The organism is Roseateles sp. (assembly GCF_965262435.1).
In the GTDB taxonomy this organism is placed as follows: Bacteria; Pseudomonadota; Gammaproteobacteria; order Burkholderiales; family Burkholderiaceae_C; genus Paucibacter_A.
Genome location: NZ_OZ253537.1, coordinates 903,507 through 921,973, shown reverse-complemented (window position 1 = coordinate 921,973; position 18,467 = coordinate 903,507). Strand labels below are relative to the sequence as shown.

16 protein-coding genes are annotated in these 18,467 nt (G+C 66.6%); 6 read left to right on the top strand and 10 right to left on the bottom strand.

From position 1 onward, the window contains the following. Positions 1–446 precede the first annotated feature (446 nt). Positions 447–1,844 (top strand): bifunctional enoyl-CoA hydratase/phosphate acetyltransferase, encoded by a 1,398-nt coding sequence (locus ACQY39_RS04125; protein WP_428503657.1) that lies wholly within the window; start codon positions 447–449, stop codon positions 1,842–1,844. Positions 1,845–1,990: 146 nt separating this feature from the next. Continuing rightward, positions 1,991–2,422, top strand: a complete 432-nt coding sequence (locus ACQY39_RS04120; protein WP_428503655.1) for a VOC family protein — start codon at positions 1,991–1,993, stop codon at positions 2,420–2,422. 299 nt (positions 2,423–2,721) lie between these two features. Here the strand turns inward: ACQY39_RS04120 and ACQY39_RS04115 are convergent, their stop codons facing one another. The 9 genes from ACQY39_RS04115 to ACQY39_RS04075 form a co-directional block, all read right to left on the bottom strand. Further along, positions 2,722–2,991 (bottom strand): hypothetical protein, encoded by a 270-nt coding sequence (locus ACQY39_RS04115; RefSeq protein ID WP_428503653.1) that lies wholly within the window; start codon positions 2,989–2,991, stop codon positions 2,722–2,724. 181 nt (positions 2,992–3,172) lie between these two features. Further along, entirely contained in the window at positions 3,173–3,607 is a 435-nt protein-coding gene (locus tag ACQY39_RS04110) for a hypothetical protein (protein ID WP_428503651.1), read from the bottom strand. Between the two features lie 481 nt (positions 3,608–4,088). Continuing rightward, the gene (locus tag ACQY39_RS04105; protein ID WP_428503649.1) at positions 4,089–4,706 is read right to left on the bottom strand and encodes a DUF1294 domain-containing protein; all 618 of its coding nucleotides are present in this window, start codon (positions 4,704–4,706) and stop codon (positions 4,089–4,091) included. Positions 4,707–4,850: 144 nt separating this feature from the next. After that, a complete protein-coding gene (locus ACQY39_RS04100; RefSeq protein ID WP_428503647.1) occupies positions 4,851–5,039 on the bottom strand; it encodes a DUF2200 family protein in 189 nt (62 codons plus the stop codon). A 175-nt stretch (positions 5,040–5,214) separates the two neighbouring features. Next, positions 5,215–5,973, bottom strand: coding sequence for an enoyl-ACP reductase FabI (fabI, locus tag ACQY39_RS04095; RefSeq protein WP_428510716.1), 759 nt, complete (start codon positions 5,971–5,973; stop codon positions 5,215–5,217). Positions 5,974–6,046: 73 nt separating this feature from the next. Then, positions 6,047–8,392 carry an alpha/beta fold hydrolase gene (locus ACQY39_RS04090; RefSeq protein WP_428503645.1) on the bottom strand — a complete coding sequence of 782 codons (2,346 nt, stop codon included), beginning with the start codon at positions 8,390–8,392 and terminating at the stop codon, positions 6,047–6,049. A gap of 35 nt (positions 8,393–8,427) precedes the next feature. Further along, complete coding sequence (locus tag ACQY39_RS04085) at positions 8,428–9,612, bottom strand: acetate/propionate family kinase (RefSeq protein WP_428503643.1); 1,185 nt, start codon at positions 9,610–9,612, stop codon at positions 8,428–8,430. 129 nt (positions 9,613–9,741) lie between these two features. Beyond that, positions 9,742–10,062 (bottom strand): 2TM domain-containing protein, encoded by a 321-nt coding sequence (locus ACQY39_RS04080; protein ID WP_428503641.1) that lies wholly within the window; start codon positions 10,060–10,062, stop codon positions 9,742–9,744. Positions 10,063–10,196: 134 nt separating this feature from the next. After that, complete coding sequence (locus ACQY39_RS04075; protein ID WP_428503639.1) at positions 10,197–11,165, bottom strand: LysR family transcriptional regulator; 969 nt, start codon at positions 11,163–11,165, stop codon at positions 10,197–10,199. A gap of 99 nt (positions 11,166–11,264) precedes the next feature. Between ACQY39_RS04075 and ACQY39_RS04070 the strand changes: the two genes are divergently transcribed. After that, entirely contained in the window at positions 11,265–12,299 is a 1,035-nt protein-coding gene (locus ACQY39_RS04070) for a zinc-binding alcohol dehydrogenase family protein (protein ID WP_428503637.1), read from the top strand. A 95-nt stretch (positions 12,300–12,394) separates the two neighbouring features. On the opposite strand, the gene ACQY39_RS04065 is transcribed toward ACQY39_RS04070, so the two are convergent. Further along, positions 12,395–15,010, bottom strand: a complete 2,616-nt coding sequence (locus ACQY39_RS04065) for a zinc-dependent metalloprotease (RefSeq protein ID WP_428503635.1) — start codon at positions 15,008–15,010, stop codon at positions 12,395–12,397. Between the two features lie 266 nt (positions 15,011–15,276). On the opposite strand from ACQY39_RS04065, the gene ACQY39_RS04060 reads away from it, so the two are divergent. From ACQY39_RS04060 to ACQY39_RS04050, 3 genes are read left to right on the top strand one after another with little or no spacing between them, the layout of a single operon-like run. Then, complete coding sequence (locus tag ACQY39_RS04060) at positions 15,277–16,527, top strand: efflux RND transporter periplasmic adaptor subunit (protein WP_428503633.1); 1,251 nt, start codon at positions 15,277–15,279, stop codon at positions 16,525–16,527. Continuing rightward, positions 16,524–17,240, top strand: a complete 717-nt coding sequence (locus ACQY39_RS04055; RefSeq protein ID WP_428503631.1) for an ABC transporter ATP-binding protein — start codon at positions 16,524–16,526, stop codon at positions 17,238–17,240. Before ACQY39_RS04060 ends, ACQY39_RS04055 begins: the two co-directional genes overlap by 4 nt. After that, positions 17,237–18,454: an ABC transporter permease gene (locus ACQY39_RS04050; RefSeq protein ID WP_428503629.1), complete on the top strand. Its 1,218-nt coding sequence runs from the start codon at positions 17,237–17,239 to the stop codon at positions 18,452–18,454. The genes ACQY39_RS04055 and ACQY39_RS04050 overlap by 4 nt, the downstream gene beginning before the upstream one ends. Positions 18,455–18,467 lie beyond the last annotated feature (13 nt).

The window sequence follows — 18,467 nt, the reverse complement described above, 5'->3', positions numbered from 1 at the left end:
CGCGGTTCCAGCTGAAAGCGGAAGTTTGATTGCCCGGCGACCTCGCTGCGCTGGCGTGGCTCATCTCCGAGGGGCACATTGACCGCGATGCAAGCGCCCTGCAGTTCGGGCCGCTGCTGGGCGATTTGTGAAGGGCTGAGCAGCGCAGCGGCTCGGGGCGCGCGCGTACCCGCGCGCTTCAAGCTCTAACTTGGCGCGTCTGTCTGAACGGAACGAGCGCAGTGAGTGCAGTGAGTTATGCGCCAGCCCCGAGACGCGAGCAGCGCAAGGCAGTCGGCCCGCCAGGGCCGACCCCGGAACTATGAGCCCGGCGGCGGCCCGAACTGCAGGGCCTCACGAGGGAGACCGAAGGAGCTGCTTTGAGCCGACTGCAGCCCCTGTCATGGCCCTGCCATCCGCATCGCAGACCATGGGCATCTACTTCTCTCTTGCTGCCAGGGCCCGCCATGAACAACGTCGCCTCCGACCTGGTCGAAAACCTGACCTTTGACGAACTGCAGATCGGCCAGGGTGCCCGCCTGGTGCGCACTTTGAGTGCCCAGGACATCGCCGCCTTTGCCGCCGTCTCGGGCGACAGCAACCCCGCCCACCTGGACAGCGGCGACGGCACAGCGCCGCTGATGCACGAGGTGGTCGGCCACGGCATGTGGAGCGGCGCCCTGGTCTCGGCCTTGCTGGGCACCCAGTTCCCCGGCGCCGGCACCCGCTATCTGGACCAGAGCCTGCATTTCATAGTCCCGGTGCGCGTCGGCGACACGCTGACCGTCAGCGTCACGGTCACGGCCAAAGACGCCGCGCGCGGCGCCGTCGAGCTCGCCTGCGAGCTGATCAACCAGAAGGGCGAGCGCGTCGCCAGCGGCATCGCCCGCGTGCTGGCGCCGACGCAGAAGATCCGCCTGCCGCGCAGCAGCCGGCCCGAGATCCACCTCTTCGACCCGCAAGCGCGCTTCAATGCCTTGCTGGCCCTGGGCCGCGCGCTGCCGGCCGTGCGTTGCGCCGTGGTCCACCCCTGCGACGAAGCCTCGCTGACCGGCGCCGTCGATGCTGCGCGTTTGGGGCTGCTGGAGCCGGTCTTGATCGGCCCGGAGGCACGCCTGCGCGCGGTCGCCGAGGCCTGCGGCCTGGACCTGGGTGGCCTGGACCTCATCGCCATGCCGCACAGCCACGCGGCGGCCGAACATGCGGCCGAGCTGGCCGCCAGCGGCGCCGTAGCCAGCCTGATGAAGGGCAGCTTGCACACCGACGAGCTGGTGCGCGCCGTGCTGGCGCGCAAGGAGCTGCGCACCGGCCGGCGCGTGTCCCATGTGTTCCGCTTCGATGTGCCGCTCTACAGCAAGCCTTTGCTGATCACCGACGCCGCGCTCAACATCCGGCCGACCCTGGACGAGAAGCGCGACATCGTGCAGAACGCCATCGACTTCGCGCGCATCCTCGGCGTCGATCGGCCCCATGTGGCCCTGCTCTCGGCGGTCGAGACCGTCAACGCCAACATCCCCTCGACCCTGGACGCAGCCGCGCTGTGCAAGATGGCCGACCGAGGCCAGATCAGTGGCGGCGTGCTCGACGGCCCCCTGGCCTTTGACAACGCCATCTCGGCGGAGGCGGCCCGCATCAAGGGCATTGCCTCGCCGGTGGCCGGCCAGGCTGATATCTTGGCCGTGCCCGACCTGGAAAGCGGCAATATGCTGGCCAAGCAGCTCGAATACCTGGCCGGCGCCACCGGTGCTGGCATCGTGCTCGGCGCCCGCGTGCCCATCGCCTTGACCAGCCGAGCCGACGGGCCGATGGCGCGGGCGTCCTCGGCGCTGCTGGTGCAGTTGGTGGCGCAGGCAGCGGCCCGCTGAAGAACCGCTCTTCTGGCGGTTTGAATCACAAGCCCTCTCGGTGCTTGTCGATTCGGCCCATGCTGGAGCGTCGTAGGGCTGATGAGCGCCGTATCGTTCATTCAGTCAGCAAGCCCACCGACCTCACCCACAGGAGCGCCCCATCCATGGCCACCACCCAGAAGATGATCTTCATCAGCCTGCCCGTGCAGGACCTACCGGCTTCGAATGCCTTCTACCAAGCCCTGGGCTTTGAGCCCAACCCGCAGCTCAGCGACGAGGCCGGCACGGCCATGGTCTGGAGCGAGGCCATCCATGTGATGCTGCTCACGCACGCCAAATGGCGCAGCTTCACCGACCGCCCCTTCCCGCCCGCCGGCACAGCCGACTCGATGCTGAACCTGTCGCTGGGCAGCCGCGAAGCCGTCGACTCCATGAACACCGCCGCCGCCGCACACGGCGGCAAGGCCGATGTGAACCCGGTGCAGGACTTGGGTTTCATGTACGCCCGTGATCTGTCCGACCCGGACGGGCATCTGTGGGGCGCGTTCTGGATGGACCCGGCGTCGATGCCGGGGGCAGCTCAAACAAGCGCTTGAGACCAGGCTCCGCCACTTGGACTCCGCCACCAACCCGCTGTTCTGGCCGGATTCGTTTGACGTGAGAAAGAAGGGGCCTCCGCCCCATTCGAGTCGACTCATGCTGATCTGCAGGCTCTCAAACAACAGCGCCGGCTCGGCCGTGCCGATTCGCGGGCTGCGTGTCATACCCGCGCTTGGGTACCAGGGTCGGGTACCGTCTTGCGTTTCAGAGCCTGAACCCGCCGCCTGGATTCAGGGGCAGCCAAACGCAGGGCGCGGCCGGTCACCTTCCAGCGTCTGTCCGCTTGAAAATTGCGTTATTCGCCAGCGATTGAACGTGCGCGCCGCTGCCAATACCAACCGGCGATGCAGCTGACCAAGTAATACGTCAGCCACCACGGCTCATACAAATACGGGAAACCCGGCCCTGTTGCAGTGACGAACAGGAAGAGCGCGAGATTCAGAAGCGCCCCGAGAAAGACGAAACCAAAGCCAAAGTTGCCAAGGATCCTCTGCCACCTTGGACGCCCTTGCTCGCGAGCCACGCTCGCTTTCGCCCACTTGTCCAACCCGTGTTCGGTGCTCATACCGTACCTCCAGCTCGCTGCAGTGAAGTTGGCGAAGCTCGACCGACTTCAAGAGAGTATTCACGCTCTATGGGCTGGATGTACACCCCCAATACGGTGAGGTATGCCACCGCGGTGGAGTCGAGGAGTCAGGTCTTGACTTGAAACCTGCGGCGGGAACTCGTCACTCCTTGGCTGGGTCTCACTGAGCTTTGGTCCGCCCAGCGACCACGATCGCAGCGGCGATAGCGCAGATGGCGCCCTGAATGTGCAAGGCATTCCTGAGCTCTACCCAACAGGCTGTGCCGGCGCCGACGCATTGATAGGAATCGACTGGACCGGAGAAGCTGCCATCCAATCCAAAGACGGGAGCAAGGATCAGGAGGCAACAAGCCACAAGGCCAAAACCCAATGTCTTCGCAGCGAATGTCTGGCCTCGAAACATCGAACGCAGCAGCACCGAGGCGAATGCACCGGCCATTGCAAGGCAGGTCATCAAAGACGCCGTGCTGCTGGCTAGTTTTGTGACCGAGCCGTAAGCAAGGAGCAGCCACACCACCGCCGACAAAGCGGGCAACAACTGCCCAAGCTCGATGTGTGGGTCGATGGTCTTGCTAGGTGGGTTCGGGTCCGACATGTATCACCTGGGTCGCGGGAGAGTGATGGCCAACGAGGCTATCGAACAAGCCGAGATCCACAGCCACCACGCCGCCTGTGGCGTGAGAATGTCTGCGCGGGCGAGTCGTTGAGCTCATCGGAGAGATGGAATCTGTGAACCCCGTTCTCGGGGTCTGAGCCCGATTGTGCCGTCCGCAGGACGCGTTACGGAACCCCGGTTTGCCCCAAGCCCAAGCGCGAACTTATCTATGCCATGCACGATGCAGTTCACAGGTCTCAGCGTCCGACCTTGGCGTGGCCTCGGTAGCTCAAGACCTCCAGCCGCTTGTTGTGGCAGATGTCCAGCAACAAACACGGGCTCCAAGTTAGCGAGGTGGGGCGGCAGTTTCGCCTCAGGGGTGTCGAGGAGTCAGGTCTTGCCTTGAAATTCAAGCCAAGGTCCCCTTCCTACCGCTGCGGGTCTACGGGCCGGCAGGCACGAAAACTCGCAATCGACGCCTTCAGCCCAGAGATTTGAGCAAGACCTGTCGAAAGGGTGAGGCCAGAACCGCGAGACCGATGACATTGGCGACCACGGTTGCCCAGAACACCTGCCTGAACTCCTGCTTGCTGGACTTGTGGCGCAACAGCTGCTGCGCCAACAGCGCACCCGGCCAACCGCCAATGAGTGCCAGCATGTGCAGCGTGCTTTCTGGCGTGCGCCTAGAACCCCTGCTTGCTGCCGACTTGTCTGCCGCATATGCCAGAAAGCTCGCAACACTCATAGCCAGATACAAGCCGGCCACCCAGATCGGCAGTTTCCAAGCCATGGCAAGGAGCAGATAAATCACCAAGAAAGCTGGAATCGCAAACAAGGTTGCCGTTCCCCACTGGGCCTGGCTGGCGCGCGCGGACTGTCTTGGCGGTCGTCGAGCCTGGAGCAGCTGGACCTTCAACGCACGCTTCCCCTTGGGCCCAAGCTCGATCTCGAACGAAACCGCCTGATTCAGCAGCGGACGGCCGCTGTTGCGAGGCCAGGCCGAGACGTGCACGAAAATGGGCTCGCCGCCTTGGCTTGATTCAATACGGCCGAAACCACGTTCGTCGTTCCAGGAAGTCAAGATGCCTTCAAAGCGCATGAGGAGTGGTGTTGGGTTTGTACAGAGCTAGCTCCCACTTCAAACGACTGGCCGTGGCGCGCACAGGCATTTGTTCCGAATTGAAGTGGCGTTAGGCATGCATTGTGCAATGGGACAAGCTAGTGCCCATTTCGGGGGGCACCTTCAGCTGCGCAGCAGCTTGGCCTTGCCTCGGGCCTGCTGGTCGAAGAGCTTGTCGAGCCGGCGAATCGTCCTCATCAGCGGGTTTTCGGCTTCTTCGACATGCCCCCCACACGCGAGCCGCTGACTCCGATCAGCCTTGTGATGCATTGCCTGAGCGCAGCCGAAGACAGCCTCAGAGCTTGCCTTCAAGCCAAATGGCCCGAGCAGAACGATCGGTCATAAGCCCGTCGACCAAGAGGTGAGGGCTCTGCCCCTGAGCAGGGTTGACAAGGAGCGAGTTCACAGCCGACCTATCATTGCTGGCAGGCGTGCACTCGCTGGCCTGCGCAAGCCGAAGGCGCAAGCTCACACCGGCCAGCCCCCCTCACGCCATATGGTGCAGCCCCCCATCCACATACAACGTGTCCCCCGTCATCCCCGAGGCCCCGCCGCCGACGAGAAAGGCGACCAGGCGGCCGACTTCGGCGATATCGATCAGGCGGTGGGCAGGCGCGCGGCTGACGGCCATGTCGATCAGTTCGTCGAAGTGGTCAATGCCGGAGGCCGCGCGGGTGCGCAGCGGGCCGGGGGAGACGGCAAAGACGCGAACCTGGCGTTCGGCCAGCTCGCTGGCCAGGTAGCGCACGCTGGACTGCAACGCGGCCTTGACCGGGCCCATCAGGTTGTAGTGATCCACGACCTTGTCAGCGCCGTGATAGCTCATGGTGATCAGCGCGCCGCCGGGGTTCATCAAGGGCTCGGCATAACGCGCCATTTCGATGAAGGAATGGCAGGACACCTGCATGGCTTGCAGAAAGCCGGCCTGCGAGCAGTCGATCACTCGGCCGTGCAGGTCATCGCGCGGCGCAAAGGCGATTGAGTGGATGACGAAGTCCAGCGTTCCCCAGGTCTCGCGCAGCTGTTCGAACACGACTTGCATCTGGCCCGGCTGGCTGACGTCCAGCGGCATCAGCAGGCGCGCATCGAGCGCCTCCGCCAGGGGCGCGACATGGGGGCGAGCCTTGTCGTTGAGGTAGGTGAGCGCAATCTCGGCGCCAAACGCACGCAGCTTGGCGGCGCAGCCGAAAGCAATGCTGTCGCCATTGGCCACACCGACCACCAGACCGCGCTTGCCCTTGAGCATGTCGCCGATGCGGGTGTCCTCGTCCCAGATCTTGGGCAGGGGGTCGCGAGAGGTGTTGTCGTGTTTCATGGCTTCAGGCCTCCTCTAGGCTGGTGAGCGCCTCGGGCGCGGGAGTAATTGGTGTGGCGAGCTCAAACAGCTCGCGCATGCGCTGGAGCAGGGCGACGGTGCGGGGCTCCATCTCACGGACATCGCCGAGGATGTACTCAACCACTTGCAGGGCCGCCACCCGCTCCTCGCGCTGCGGCAGCAGGCGCGGCAGGGCGGCCAGGGCAGCCTCGGGCTCGAACTCGATGATGACCGACTGCTCGCGGATCATGGCCGCGCGCCGCTCGGGCGTTAGCGAGGCAAAGGGCTCGCGCTGGGTCAGCACCTCGGCGGAGCGCTCCAGCCGGTCGCGCCGCACCGAGCCGCGCGACTCGGCCAGCAGAATCAGCATGCGGATCACCGTGCTGCGGTAGCCGCCGTTGTCCAAGCCCAGCAGCATGGCTTGCACCTCGGGCAGGTAGCGCAACTCGGCCGGGTCTTTGTGGATGCGCTCGCGCGCGAAGGGCTTGCCCAACCACTGCATGAAGGGCGTGCCGTAGAGCGCCAAGAAGCTGCTTTCATAGGCTGCATCGCGCAGGTCGCGCAGCAGGTCCATGCCTTGCATCAGGCCCTGGGCCGAGAGCTGCTCCAGCGCCAGCAAGGGGTTGTCCGGCGCGGCCGGCTGACGGTGGGCCTGCAGCTGCGGAACCAGACCGCCCAGCCACTTCATCGCAGGGTTGTGGTCATCGGCAAAGGCGCGCCGGCTGGTGCGTGCAGGATGGGCGTCACGGATCAGCTGGGCCAGCTGCGGCGTGACCAGGGCTTGCACCATGGGGCGCAGGGCCAGCTCGTAGGCATCGGTACCCAAAGCGGACAAACGGGCCACGGCGGCGAAGTCATGCTCCTGCTCGCGGTCTTGAAACTCCGCGCCGCTGATGTCGCTGAGCTTGCGCTCGTGGAAGCTGACGACGAAATGCTCGGCATGGCCTTCGCCATGGACCGCGTCGATGGTCATCTCGTACAGGCCCGGCGGCAAGGTCTCGATGGTCTTCAGCGTCGAGGCCATCTCGGCGTGCTCTTTGTTCGCGATCGAGGAGGAGACAAAGATGCCCAGATGCCCGACCTTGTCGTGGACCATATAGAGGATGCGCTGGCCGCGGATGCGGATCTCATGCTCATCGGCATAGGTGTCGACGATCCAGTTCAGCGCCTGTTGCGGCGGTGTGATGTTGTCGCCGCGGCTGGCGAACACGATGATGGGCGAGCGAATCGCCTTCAGGTCCAGGTGGCGGCCCGGTTCCAGCTGGGCCTCGCCGCGCGACAGGCGGTTGCCAACAAAGAGCTGCTCGACGATCCAGCGGATCTCGGCCTCGTTGGAGAAATGAAAGCCACCCCACCAACGCTCGAAGTCGAGAAAGCTCTGGCGCCGCGTGTCGACCTCACGGTAGAGGTCAAAGTACTTGCCGAAGAAATTGCGGCTGGGGTTGAGCTGCTCGAAGTTGGAGACCAGGTGGGCGCCGTCGAACTCGCCGTGGCCCAGGTCCGACATCAGCAGCGCCGGCAGCGCGCCGCCGAGCAGGCCGCCGTTGTAGCGCATCGGGTTCTCGCCGAGCTTGCCCGACCAGGTGGCCACCGGCGCGCCGTTGATGACCAGAGGGCCCGAGATCTCGGGGTTGGCCGCCGCCAGCACCAGGGTGGCCCAGCCGCCCTGGCAGTTGCCCACCACCACGGGCTTAGGCGCCTCGGGGTGCAGGCGGCGGATCTCCTGGATGAAGCCGGCCTCGGCGCGCATGACATCGGCCAGGGTCTGGCCCGGCTCGGGGTGCTGGCGGAAGACGACGAAGTAGACCGGGTGGCCGGCGCGCAGGGCGACTCCCACCTGGCTGTCATGCTTGAAGCCGCCGATGCCGGCGCCGTGGCCGGCGCGCGGGTCGATGATCATGTAGGGCCGCTTCCAGTCCATCACCTCGACGCCGGCCGGCGGCGTGATGCGCAAGAGGCGGTAGTTGACCGGGCGCGGCAGTTGGCGGCCGTCGACGACTTCCTCATAGTCGTAGTCCAGCACCGGCGGCGTGCCGGCGGCCTCGTGGTCCAGGTCCTGCTGGCCGCGTTCGCGCAAGGTGTCCAGGGTCAAGAGCAGGCGCTGGGCCGCGTCGACACCATAGGCCGCCGCGTCACGCGCCCCATGGCCGCGGCAGGCCGCGAGGGCCAGGTCTTGCCCCAGGCGCAGCCAATCGGCCCAGAGCTGCTGGCCACGTTCGCCGTGGCTGTGCTGGATGCGCTCGGCATGCTGCGCCTGGGCCGTGTTCAGGCGCTCAGCCTGGCGCGACCAGATGTCGGTGTCCTCGCGCTGGCGTTGGCCCAGATTGTTGACGCTGAAATTGGGGGTCATGGGGTTTCGCCTTGAAGTGATTGGGGACTGCGAGCTCAGGCCCACAGCAGCTCGACCGCATGCTCGGCCAGCATGCGTTCCTCGTCGGTCTTGATGACGCGGATGTGGACCTTGGAATCGGGGTGGCTGATCAGGGCCTGGCCGCGCTGGTTGGCCTCGGGGTCCAGCCGCAGGCCCATCCATTCCATGTCGGCGAGCAGATCGGCGCGCAGTTCGGCGGCGTTCTCGCCGATGCCGCCGGTCAGCACCAAGGCGTCCAGGCCGCCCAGACAGGCGGCCAGGCCGGCCAGCTCGCGCCGGCCACGGTCAACGAAGTAGGCCAGCGCATCGCGTGCCGCGGCGCTGCCGGAGGCCTGCAGCACGCGCACATCGTGCGACTCACCGGACAAGCCCTTCAGGCCCGAATTCTTGTAGAGCAAGTCGCTGAGGGCGGCCGGGTCCATGCCTTGTTCGCTCATCAGGTAGAGCAGCACGCCGGGGTCGAGCTGGCCACAGCGGGTGCCCATGGGCAGGCCGTCGAGCGCCGTGAAACCCATGGTGGACGCGACCGAGCGGCCGCTGCGCAGGGCGCACATGGAAGCGCCATTGCCCAGATGCGCGATCACCACACGGCCGAGTGCGCGCTCGGGTTCGAGCTCGCGCAGGCGGCGGGCGATGAACTCGTAAGACAGGCCGTGAAAGCCATAGCGCCGTATGCCCTGCTCGTAATAGCGGCGCGGCAGGGCAAAGGTGTCGGCGACGAAGGGGTGGCTGCGGTGGAAGGCAGTGTCGAAGCAGGCGACCTGGTGCGCATCGGGGAAGGCGGCGCGCGCGGCGCGGATGCCGGCCAGGTTGTGGGGCTGGTGCAGCGGCGCAAGCGGGCAGAAGCGCTCCAGCTGGGCCAGCAGGGCGGCGTCGATCAACTGCGGTGCAGCGAACTCCGGGCCGCCATGCACGACCCGGTGGCTGACGGCGCTGACCACCTCACCGTGGAAATGGTGGGTCAGCAGGTCGAGGATGGCTTGCAAAGCCAGCTCATGGTCGCCCACGGTGGCGTCATGGCACAGGGACTGCTGCAGGCGGGTGCCCGCCCCGAGCTCGGCCTGCAGCTGCGGGCTGTCCCCCAGGCCCTCGACCTGGCCGTGGGCCAGCAACTTGAGTTCGGGCTGGGCTTTGTAAAGCGAGAACTTCAGCGAAGAAGAGCCGGCGTTCAGGGTCAGCAGCAGATCGGTCGCAGCCATGGTCGGGCATCCTGGGCGACCCGAGGGCCGCTTCCGTTCGGAGAGATGCCCTGAAGCTAACGAGCGCTGATGACCCACCCGTGACGCGCAGGCCTCGCTTTCATGACAGGCCCGCGTCGCGTGGCCGCCTCAGCGCGCAGCGGCGTCGCGCAGACGCGCCAGCTCGCGCGCCATCAGGTGCTGGCGCAGGCGCGGGCCACGCAGCTTGGCCAGGGTGGCCAAGCCATGGATGGCCAGGCCCAGACCCCAACCCCAGAGCGGGAAGGCGGTCCAATAGCTCTGGTGCAGCCCGCTGAGCAGGTAGAGGCCCAGGTTGACGGCCACAAAGACCATCAGGTGGCCGAGGAAACCCATCAAGGCGTCGACGCGTTGCTGGGCTTCTTGCAGCAAGGCGGCTTCGGGATCTGTGCCCTTGATGGCGGGGTCGCTGGGGTGCAGGCAGTGGCTCATGCTTCGGTGCTCCTGGGCTGTGTGATGGCTGCATCTTGGCGGCGCAGCGCAGCGCAAGCCAAGGCCATGCGACGGCTTGTCAGCGGCGGGCGCGAATCGACGGCCAGCGCGATGAAGCGAGCGGCGGCCGCTGCTCAGCCAGCGGCCAAGCCCTGAGCCAGATGGTCCACCAGGGCCCGCACCCGCTGCGGCAGAAAGCGCTGGCTGGGCATGACGGCCTGCAGGGGCAGAGGGTCGCCGAGCCAGTCGGGGAAAAGGTCGACCAGGGCGCCCCTGGCCAGGCTCAGGCGCACATCGAGCTCGCTCTTGTAGCTCACCCCCAGGCCCTGCAGGGCCCATTGGTGAGCGATGGCGCCGTCGTCGGTGCTGCGGGTGCCGCGCACGGCCACGCGCAGCGCCGGGCCAGCGGCCGCTTCGCCAAGAGGCCCGCGGGCGTGAAAGCGCCATTCGCGTTCATGGCGGTTGCGCATGCGAAAGGTCAGGCACTCATGGCCGGCCAGCTCACTCGGATGCGCAGGCCGGCCGTGGCGCTCCAGATAGGCGGGGCTGGCCACCGCCATGCGGCGCAGCTCGACCAGGCGCCGTGCCACCAGGCCGGAATCGGCCAGCTGGCCGTAGCGCAAGGCCAGATCAACCTCGTCCTTGTAGATGTCCAGCAAGGAATCGCTGACGCTCAGATGCAGTTCCACCGCCGGGTGCTGGGCCAGAAAACTGTCGAACAGGGGCAGGAGCTGCTGGCGCGTCAGATCGCTGGAGGCCGACACACGAATGCGCCCACGCAGCCGTACCTCGCCGGCCGCGCCACGGCCACCACCGGCCGCGGCTGCCGCCACCGGGTCGGCCTCCAGCGCCAGCGCCAGGCCTTCGTCCAGCAATTCCAGCGCACGCTGGCCATGCTCGCGCAGCTGCTCACCGGCCTGGGTCAGGCGCAGGGCCCGCGTGCTGCGCTCCACCAGGCGCAGACCCAGCCGCGCTTCCAGCTTCTTGAGCATGGCGCTGGCCGCCGCCGGCGTGATGTCCATGACCTTGGAGGCCGCCGTCAGGCTGCCGCCCCGGGCGCACTCCAGCAGCAGGCGCAGCTCGTCGGTATTTTCAATTTTCATTTGAAACAGTCGCTTCGAACCATGGCTTTTTCCGAAAGCCAAACAGACCGAGGATAGCGTCCAACGCCGGGATCGTCCCGGCCCCACAGGAGTCCACCCATGAAAGCTGTTGCCTATTTCCAGAACCTGCCCCTCACAGCACCCGAGTCCTTGCTGGACCTGGAGCTGCCCCGCCCCACCCCCGGCCCGCGCGACCTGCTGGTCGAAGTGAGCGCCATCGCCGTCAACCCGGTCGATGTGAAAGTGCGCCTGAGCCGCCCGGCCGCCGATGCGAAGACGCCCGTGCTGCTGGGTTGGGATGCGGTGGGCATCGTCCGCGAGGTCGGGCCCGAGGTGCAGGGCTTCCAGCCGGGCGACCGGGTCTGGTACGCCGGCGAGATCAACCGCCCGGGCAGCTACGCCCAGTTCCAGGCCGTGGACCACCGCCTGGCCGCGCGGGCGCCGGCCTCGCTCAGCGACGCCGAGGCGGCCGCCCTGCCGCTGACCGCCATCACCGCCTGGGAGCTGCTGTTCGACCGCCTGCAGGTGCAACACCAGCCCGAGCGCCCGGTCAGCCTGCTGGTCACGGCGGCCAATGGCGGGGTGGGCTCCATCCTCTTGCAACTGGCTCGCCAGCTGCCCCATCTGACTTTGATCGCCAGCACCAGCCGGCCCGAAACCGCCGCCCGCCTGCAAGCCTTGGGCGCCCACCATGTGGTGGACCACCGCCAGCCCCTGGCGCCACAGCTGAAGGATCTTGTGAGCAAGCACCAACTTCCACCGATCCGCTACGCCGCCAGCCTGAGCCACACCGGCCAGCATTTTGCGGATCTGGTCGAGGCGCTGGAGGTGCAAGGCCGGCTGGGCCTGATCGACGATTTCCCACCCGAGGCCGTCAATGTGATGGCGCTCAAGGGCAAGGCCCTGTCCCTGCACTGGGAGCTGATGTTCGCCCGCGCCCTGCACGCCAGCCACGACGTGGCCGAGGTCGGCGCCCTGCTGGCCGAAGTGGCGCGGCGTGTCGATGCAGGCAGCCTCAAGAGCACATTGACCGATGTGCTGGGCCCCATCAATGCCGACACGCTGAAACGCGCCCATGCACTGCTAGAAGGTCAGCACACTCAGGGAAAGCTGGTGCTGCAAGGCTGGAATTGAGAGACGAAAACAAATGGGGCCAGAGTCATTTTCAATTGACTCTGACCCCATTTTGAAGAGCGGCCGCAGCCGCTCTTGTCAGACGACCGGCTCGGTCAGCGCAGCTGCGGCCAGCAGGCTTCCGTGTGCTGATGCACGCCGTTTGCCGCGCTCTCGGCCTCGAAACCAGGCCGGGTCGGCGGAGTGGCTGCGGCGCTGGTGCTCGGGGCATTGCGCGGATCCAGGGCCTTGGTGGCGGTGTCAGCCAGTTCGTCCAGATGAGCACGCAAGACCTTGTCGCCACTGCCCGAGGCCTTGGCGCTGAACAAGGACTTCAGGCCTTTGAGCTCGGCACGGATGGCCGGTTTCGCTTCATCCGGACCACTGGCGCCGGCAGCAAGCAGGCGCTCACTCAGCAGCTCGACATACGCACGCTGTAGATTGCGACGTGGCACGCTCAGCTTGGCGCCGGGCTGGTTCAGCTCGGTGAACACGCCACCGCGCAGATCGCCGAGCAGCTCGTCGACCCGGTAGGCTTTGGCGGCATCGGCCGCGGCCGCTTCTTGCGCCAGCAAACGGGTGGTGCGGGCCCGGTCCAACAGCGCACGCAAGGTGTTGCGCTGTGCAGTCAGCAGCATGGCGCCCGGCTCGGCCGGCTTGACCCGCTCCAGGATGGCGGGCTCGAACAACCAGCTCGGGGTCTTGAACAACTGCTCGTTCAGGAAAGCCACGGCCTGGGCCTGCTTGGCCTTGGTGGCCGGAGTGTGGACGGCGCCGGCCTGGCCGCCATGCTTGTTGTGGAAGTTGTAGCCGCCGACGATGGCGGTCACATGACCCAGCTCACGGCCCCACTGGCCCCAGGTGGCGCGGTAGAGGTCTTCCAGCGGCTTGTCGCTCTCGCCGTCCTTCAAAGCCATCTTGGGCAGCTGCTTGACGATGCGCTGCAGGTTCTTGATGCCCAGGCCGGTTGAGTACACCGCATCGGCGTCGCCCACGGCTTCGGTGGTGTCGCCGTACTCACCCTCACCCTTGGGCGAGGTGAAGCGCAACCAGGGCTTGCTGTCCTGCTCTCGGATCCAGCGGTCCAGCACCGGCTTTTCGGCCGCCGCGGTCTTGGCCTCGGGGATGGGTGTGTAGCCCCATTGGGTGGCAAAGATATCGTAGGGGCCGATCTTGGGGATCAGCAGAGCCGGGTCGATCTTGTCCTCGGGCTGCACCACGTAGTTGATGCGGCTGTAGTCCATCAAGGTGGGAACATGGCCCATTTCCTTGAGCCATTTGGCATCGCGCAGCTTGTCGACCGGGTAGGTCGAGCTGGCCTTCATATTGTGCGGAAAGCCCAGCGAGTGGCCGACTTCGTGCGTCACCACATAGCCGACCAGCTCGCCCATCAAATCGTCCGGCAGCGGCAGCTGCTGGGCGCGCGGATCGACGGCACCGGCTTGGGTGACATACCAGTCGCGCTGCAGCTGCATGATGTTGTGATACATCACGATGTTGGCGTTCAGGATCTCGCCGCTGCGCGGGTCGCTGAGGTGGGGGCCGTAGGCATTGGCAATCGGGCTCGGCACCCAGCGGATGATGCTGTAGCGCACATCGGCGGGGTCGAATTCGGGGTCTTCTTCCTTGGTCGGGAAGGTCCGCGCCTGCACCGCGTTCTTGAAGCCGGCGGCCTCAAACGCCACATTCCAGGCCTCGATGCCCTTCTTCACATAGGGCACCAGATTGCTCGGGGTGGAGCTGTCGATGTACCAGACGATGGGCTTGACCGGCTCGCTCAGCGCGGCGGCCGGGTCCTTCTTCTCGAGGCGCCAGCGCGTGATCAGGCGCTCGCGCTTGCTCTCCTGGGCATCGCTGCCGAAGTCGACGCGGCCGATGCTGAAGAAGCCAACGCGGTCGTCCATGATGCGCGGCTGCATCGGCGTTTCGGGCAGTTGCACCAGGTTGTAGGCCACATTGACGCTGGCGAACTTGGGCGGCTGCGGCGGCAGCTGGAAGCCCGGCGGCAGACCCGGCGGCAGGATGACGGGGGCGGGTGTGACGCCGTAGGTGTGCACCGCGTCGATACGCAGGCTGCCGGCGAAAGCCTTGGTGGTGTCGATATAGCTGCGGCTCGGGTCCACCGAGTTGCCGCGCAGAATGCCGCGGGCCGAGAAGTCACCGACCTCGCTGTTGAACAAACGCGTCACTTCGATCACCGGCGCGCCGCTCTTGGCAAATGCCTCGACCGGGAAGCTCAGCACGATGGTGTCGCGCTGCGAGGCGTCGACCGAAGGCGCGATCGGACGGCTCGGGTCGGCCACGAAGGCGTGCGACATCACCTGCAGATAGACCCGGTTGCCTTGCTGGGTGAAACGCACCACCTCGGTGTTCAACTCCTTGCCGACATGGTCGACATTGGCCGGCACGGCGGTGGCCGTGGCCACCATCAGCAGGGGCTTGGAAAGCAGAGCCTTGGGGATCTCGAAATAAGTCTTGCCCTTGAGGCTGTGGATGTTGAACAGGCCGGTCTGGGTCTTGGCCTCGGCGGTGATGACCTTGTCGAAAGGCTTGGGCTCGCTGGCATCGGGTGCGGCCGGCGGCGTGGCCGGCTTGGCGGCCGCTGCAGAAGCGGCGCCGGCCGGCGCCTCGGGCGCCTGCTTGGGGTCGGCGGCTTGCGCGGACAGGGCGGCCAAGCTGGAGATGGCCAAGGCCATGGCGGTGGCCACGGGGCCGGTGAGTTTCAAGGACATGGGTGGTTTTCCTTTGCGGGGGCGGTGGCCCCGGGTCTGCTCAGGGCCCCGCGCACCGGCCGGCGGCTGTCGACCGGCTCGGCCCGGGGGTGATTCCTGATTTCGGAATTGTGTCGTGCGAGCGCGCGCGCGCTGAAAGTCAGCCCCCCGGGGAAACCCTGGCGGGCGTGCGCTCCCACCGCCATTCAGACATCGCCAACGTCGATTGGTCGCAAATTCCCGCCCCATCGCTTCTCCACCACGCACTTCGCGGTTAGAAAGCCGGCATGGCACTTTCCACCTCGCTCAAAAAATTCTTCGCCCGGCGCAGCGTCGTCGCCCTCGTGGTCCTCGGTCTGGCCGGCGCCGGCTGGGTGGCCTTCAACCGCGGAGAACACAAGCCGCCGCCGGAGCGCTTCCGCAGCACCGCCATCGACGAGGGCGCCATCACCCAGGTGGTGATGGCCAACGGCAATCTGCAGCCGGTGACCACAGTGGTGGTCGGCGCAGCGGTCAGCGGCACGGTGGCCGAGCGCCTGGTCGATTTCAACGACACGGTCAAGAAGGGTCAGGTCTTGCTGCGCATCGACCCGGCCAATTTCCAGGCCCGGGTGCGCCAGGCCAAGGCCCAGCTGGCCTCGGCCGAGGCCCAGGTGGCGTTTGCACGCGGCAACCTGGAGCGCAACGAGGCGCTCAAGGCCCAGGGCTATATCGCCGCGCCGCAGCGCGACCAGAGCCTGCGAGAGCTGGAGGTGGCCCGCGGCAACCTGGGCATCGCCCGCGCCCAGCTTGATGCGGCCGAGACCGACCTCGGCAACACCGTGATCCGCGCCCCGGTGGACGGGGTGGTGATCAAGCGCAGCGTTGATGTCGGCCAGACCGTGGCCGCCAGCTTCCAGACGCCCGAGCTGTTCCTGATCGCCAAGGATTTGCGCGAGATGGTCATCCAGACCAATGTCAGCGAGGCCGATGCCGGCCTGATCCAGAACGGCCAGGTGGTGCGCTTCGTGGTCGATGCGCACCCCAACCGCGAGTTCGAGGGCAAGGTCGAGCAGTTCCGCCTGAACGCCACCAACACCCAGGGCGTGGTCACCTACACCGTGATCGTCAACGTGCCCAACCCCGATGGCATCCTCAAGCCCGGCATGACGGCGCAGACCCGCATCGTGGTGGCCAGCAAGAGCAAGACCCTGCGCCTGCCCACCGCTGCCCTGCGCTTCAAGCCCGATGAAGACGAGCTCAAGCCGCAGGGCAAGGCCGCCAAAGCTGCAGCCTCGGCCTCATCCGCTGCTTCCGCCGCCTCGGCCCACAAGACTGAAGTCGCCCGCCCTGACGACGACGGCGTACTCAGCAATCTGCGCGGCAACGCCCGTGTCTACAAGGTCTACACCGTGGACGCCGAGCAAAACCTCAAGGCGCACGAGATCACGGTCGGCATCTCCAACACCCGCTTCACCGAGCTGCTCAGCGGCGACCTGAAGCGCGGCGATGCCGTGGTGACCCGGCGCGCGTCCAAGGACAAGAAGGAGGAGCTGTGAGCCTCGGCGCCGCCCCAGTGCTGGAGCTGCGCGGCATCACCAAGAGCTACCTCAGCGGCGATGTGCGAACGCCGGTCTTGCACGGCATCGATCTGACCGTGCAGCGCGGCGACTACCTGGCCTTGATGGGCTCTAGCGGCTCGGGCAAGAGCACGCTGATGAACCTGATGGGTCTGCTCGACCGCTGCGACAGCGGCCAGCTGCTGCTGCAAGGCCGCGACGTCAGCCAGCTGAGCGCCACCGAGCACGCCACGCTGCGCAACCGCGAGATCGGCTTTGTGTTCCAGAGCTTCAACCTGCTCAAGCGCATGAGCGTGCTCGAAAACGTGGCCCTGCCCCTGATCTACGGCGGGCGCAGCCGCAGCGAGGCCAAGGCGCGGGCGCAAACCTTGCTGGAAGCCGTGGGCCTGGGCGCCCTGGCCCAGCGCATGCCCAACCAGCTCAGCGGCGGCCAACAGCAGCGGGTGGCCATCGCCCGCAGCCTGGCCAATGAAGCGCCCCTGCTGTTGGCCGACGAACCGACTGGCAACCTCGACACCCAGACCACGGTCGAGGTGCTGGCCGTGCTGGAAAAACTCAACCGCGAACAAGGCCTGACCATCGTGCTGGTGACTCATGAACCCGATGTGGCCCTGCATGCCAAACGCCTGGTGCGTCTGAAAGACGGCCGCGTCGCCTTCGATGGCCTGCCTTCCGAACAGGCGCACGCATGAACCCGATGCAGATTTTTCTCGAGGCCTTGCGTTCCCTGAACGCCAACCGCCTGCGCAGCGCCCTGACCATGCTGGGCGTGGTGATCGGCATCGCCTCGGTGCTGTTGATGCTCAGCGTCGGCGATGCCGTGCGCGCCTTCATCGACAAGGAGCTGGCCGTGCTGGGCAGCAACCAGCTGATCGTGCAGAACGGCACACCGGTGGATGGCGGCGGGGTCAAGCGCCGCACCGGCGAGGTGCCGGCCCTGACGGTGGCCGATGCCCGCGCCCTGGCCGAACTGCCCAGCCTCAAGGGTGCGGCGCCGGCACTGCAGGGATTTTTCCAGGTGCAGTACGGCGAGAGCAACAGCAACCAGACGGTGCTAGGCACCACACCGGCCATGCTGGCCCTGCGCAGCTGGCAGGTGGAGCAGGGCGTGCCGCTGGATGAACGCGATGTGCAGGCCGCCGCCCGGGTGGCGGTGATCGGCTCCAAGCTGGCGGCCGACCATTTCAGCAACCGCAACCCCCTGGGCCAAACCGTGCGCCTGGACGGACAGCCCTTCACCATCATCGGCGTGCTGGGCGGCAGCGGCCGCACCCTGGACGGCACCGAGTTGGGCGAGCTGATCCTGGTGCCCATCAGCGCCATGCCCATGCGCTTGCAGCGCCCGGGCAGCGTGCACTACATCAGCGTGCAGTCCCACAGCGCCTCCGGCCTGGCCGAGGCACAGCTCGATGTGGAGGAGCTGCTGCGCGACCGCCACCGCATCACCGGCGACAAGGTCGATGACTTCGTGGTCACCAATCTGGCCAGCATCGCCAAGTCGGGCGAAGCCATCGCCGGCGGTCTGTCCATCGGCCTGGGCCTGATCGGCGCGGTCTCGCTGCTGGTGGGCGGCATCGGCATCATGAACATCATGCTGGTCAGCGTGTCCGAGCGGGTGCGCGAGATCGGCATCCGCATGGCCATCGGCGCCAAGCCGCGCGATGTACTCTGGCAGTTCCTCGGCGAAGCGGTGGTGCTGTGCCTGCTGGGCGGCCTGATCGGCCTGAGCATCGCCGCCTTGGGCGCCTGGGGTGTCAATGCCAACACTTCGTTTGCCATGAGCCTGGCGCCCAAGCACATCATGGTGGCGATCGGCTTTGCCAGCGGCGTGGGCCTGTTCTTCGGCTTCTACCCGGCGCGGCGGGCTTCACGCCTGCTGCCGATCGAGTGCTTGCGGCAGGATTGAAGCGTTCGGGGCC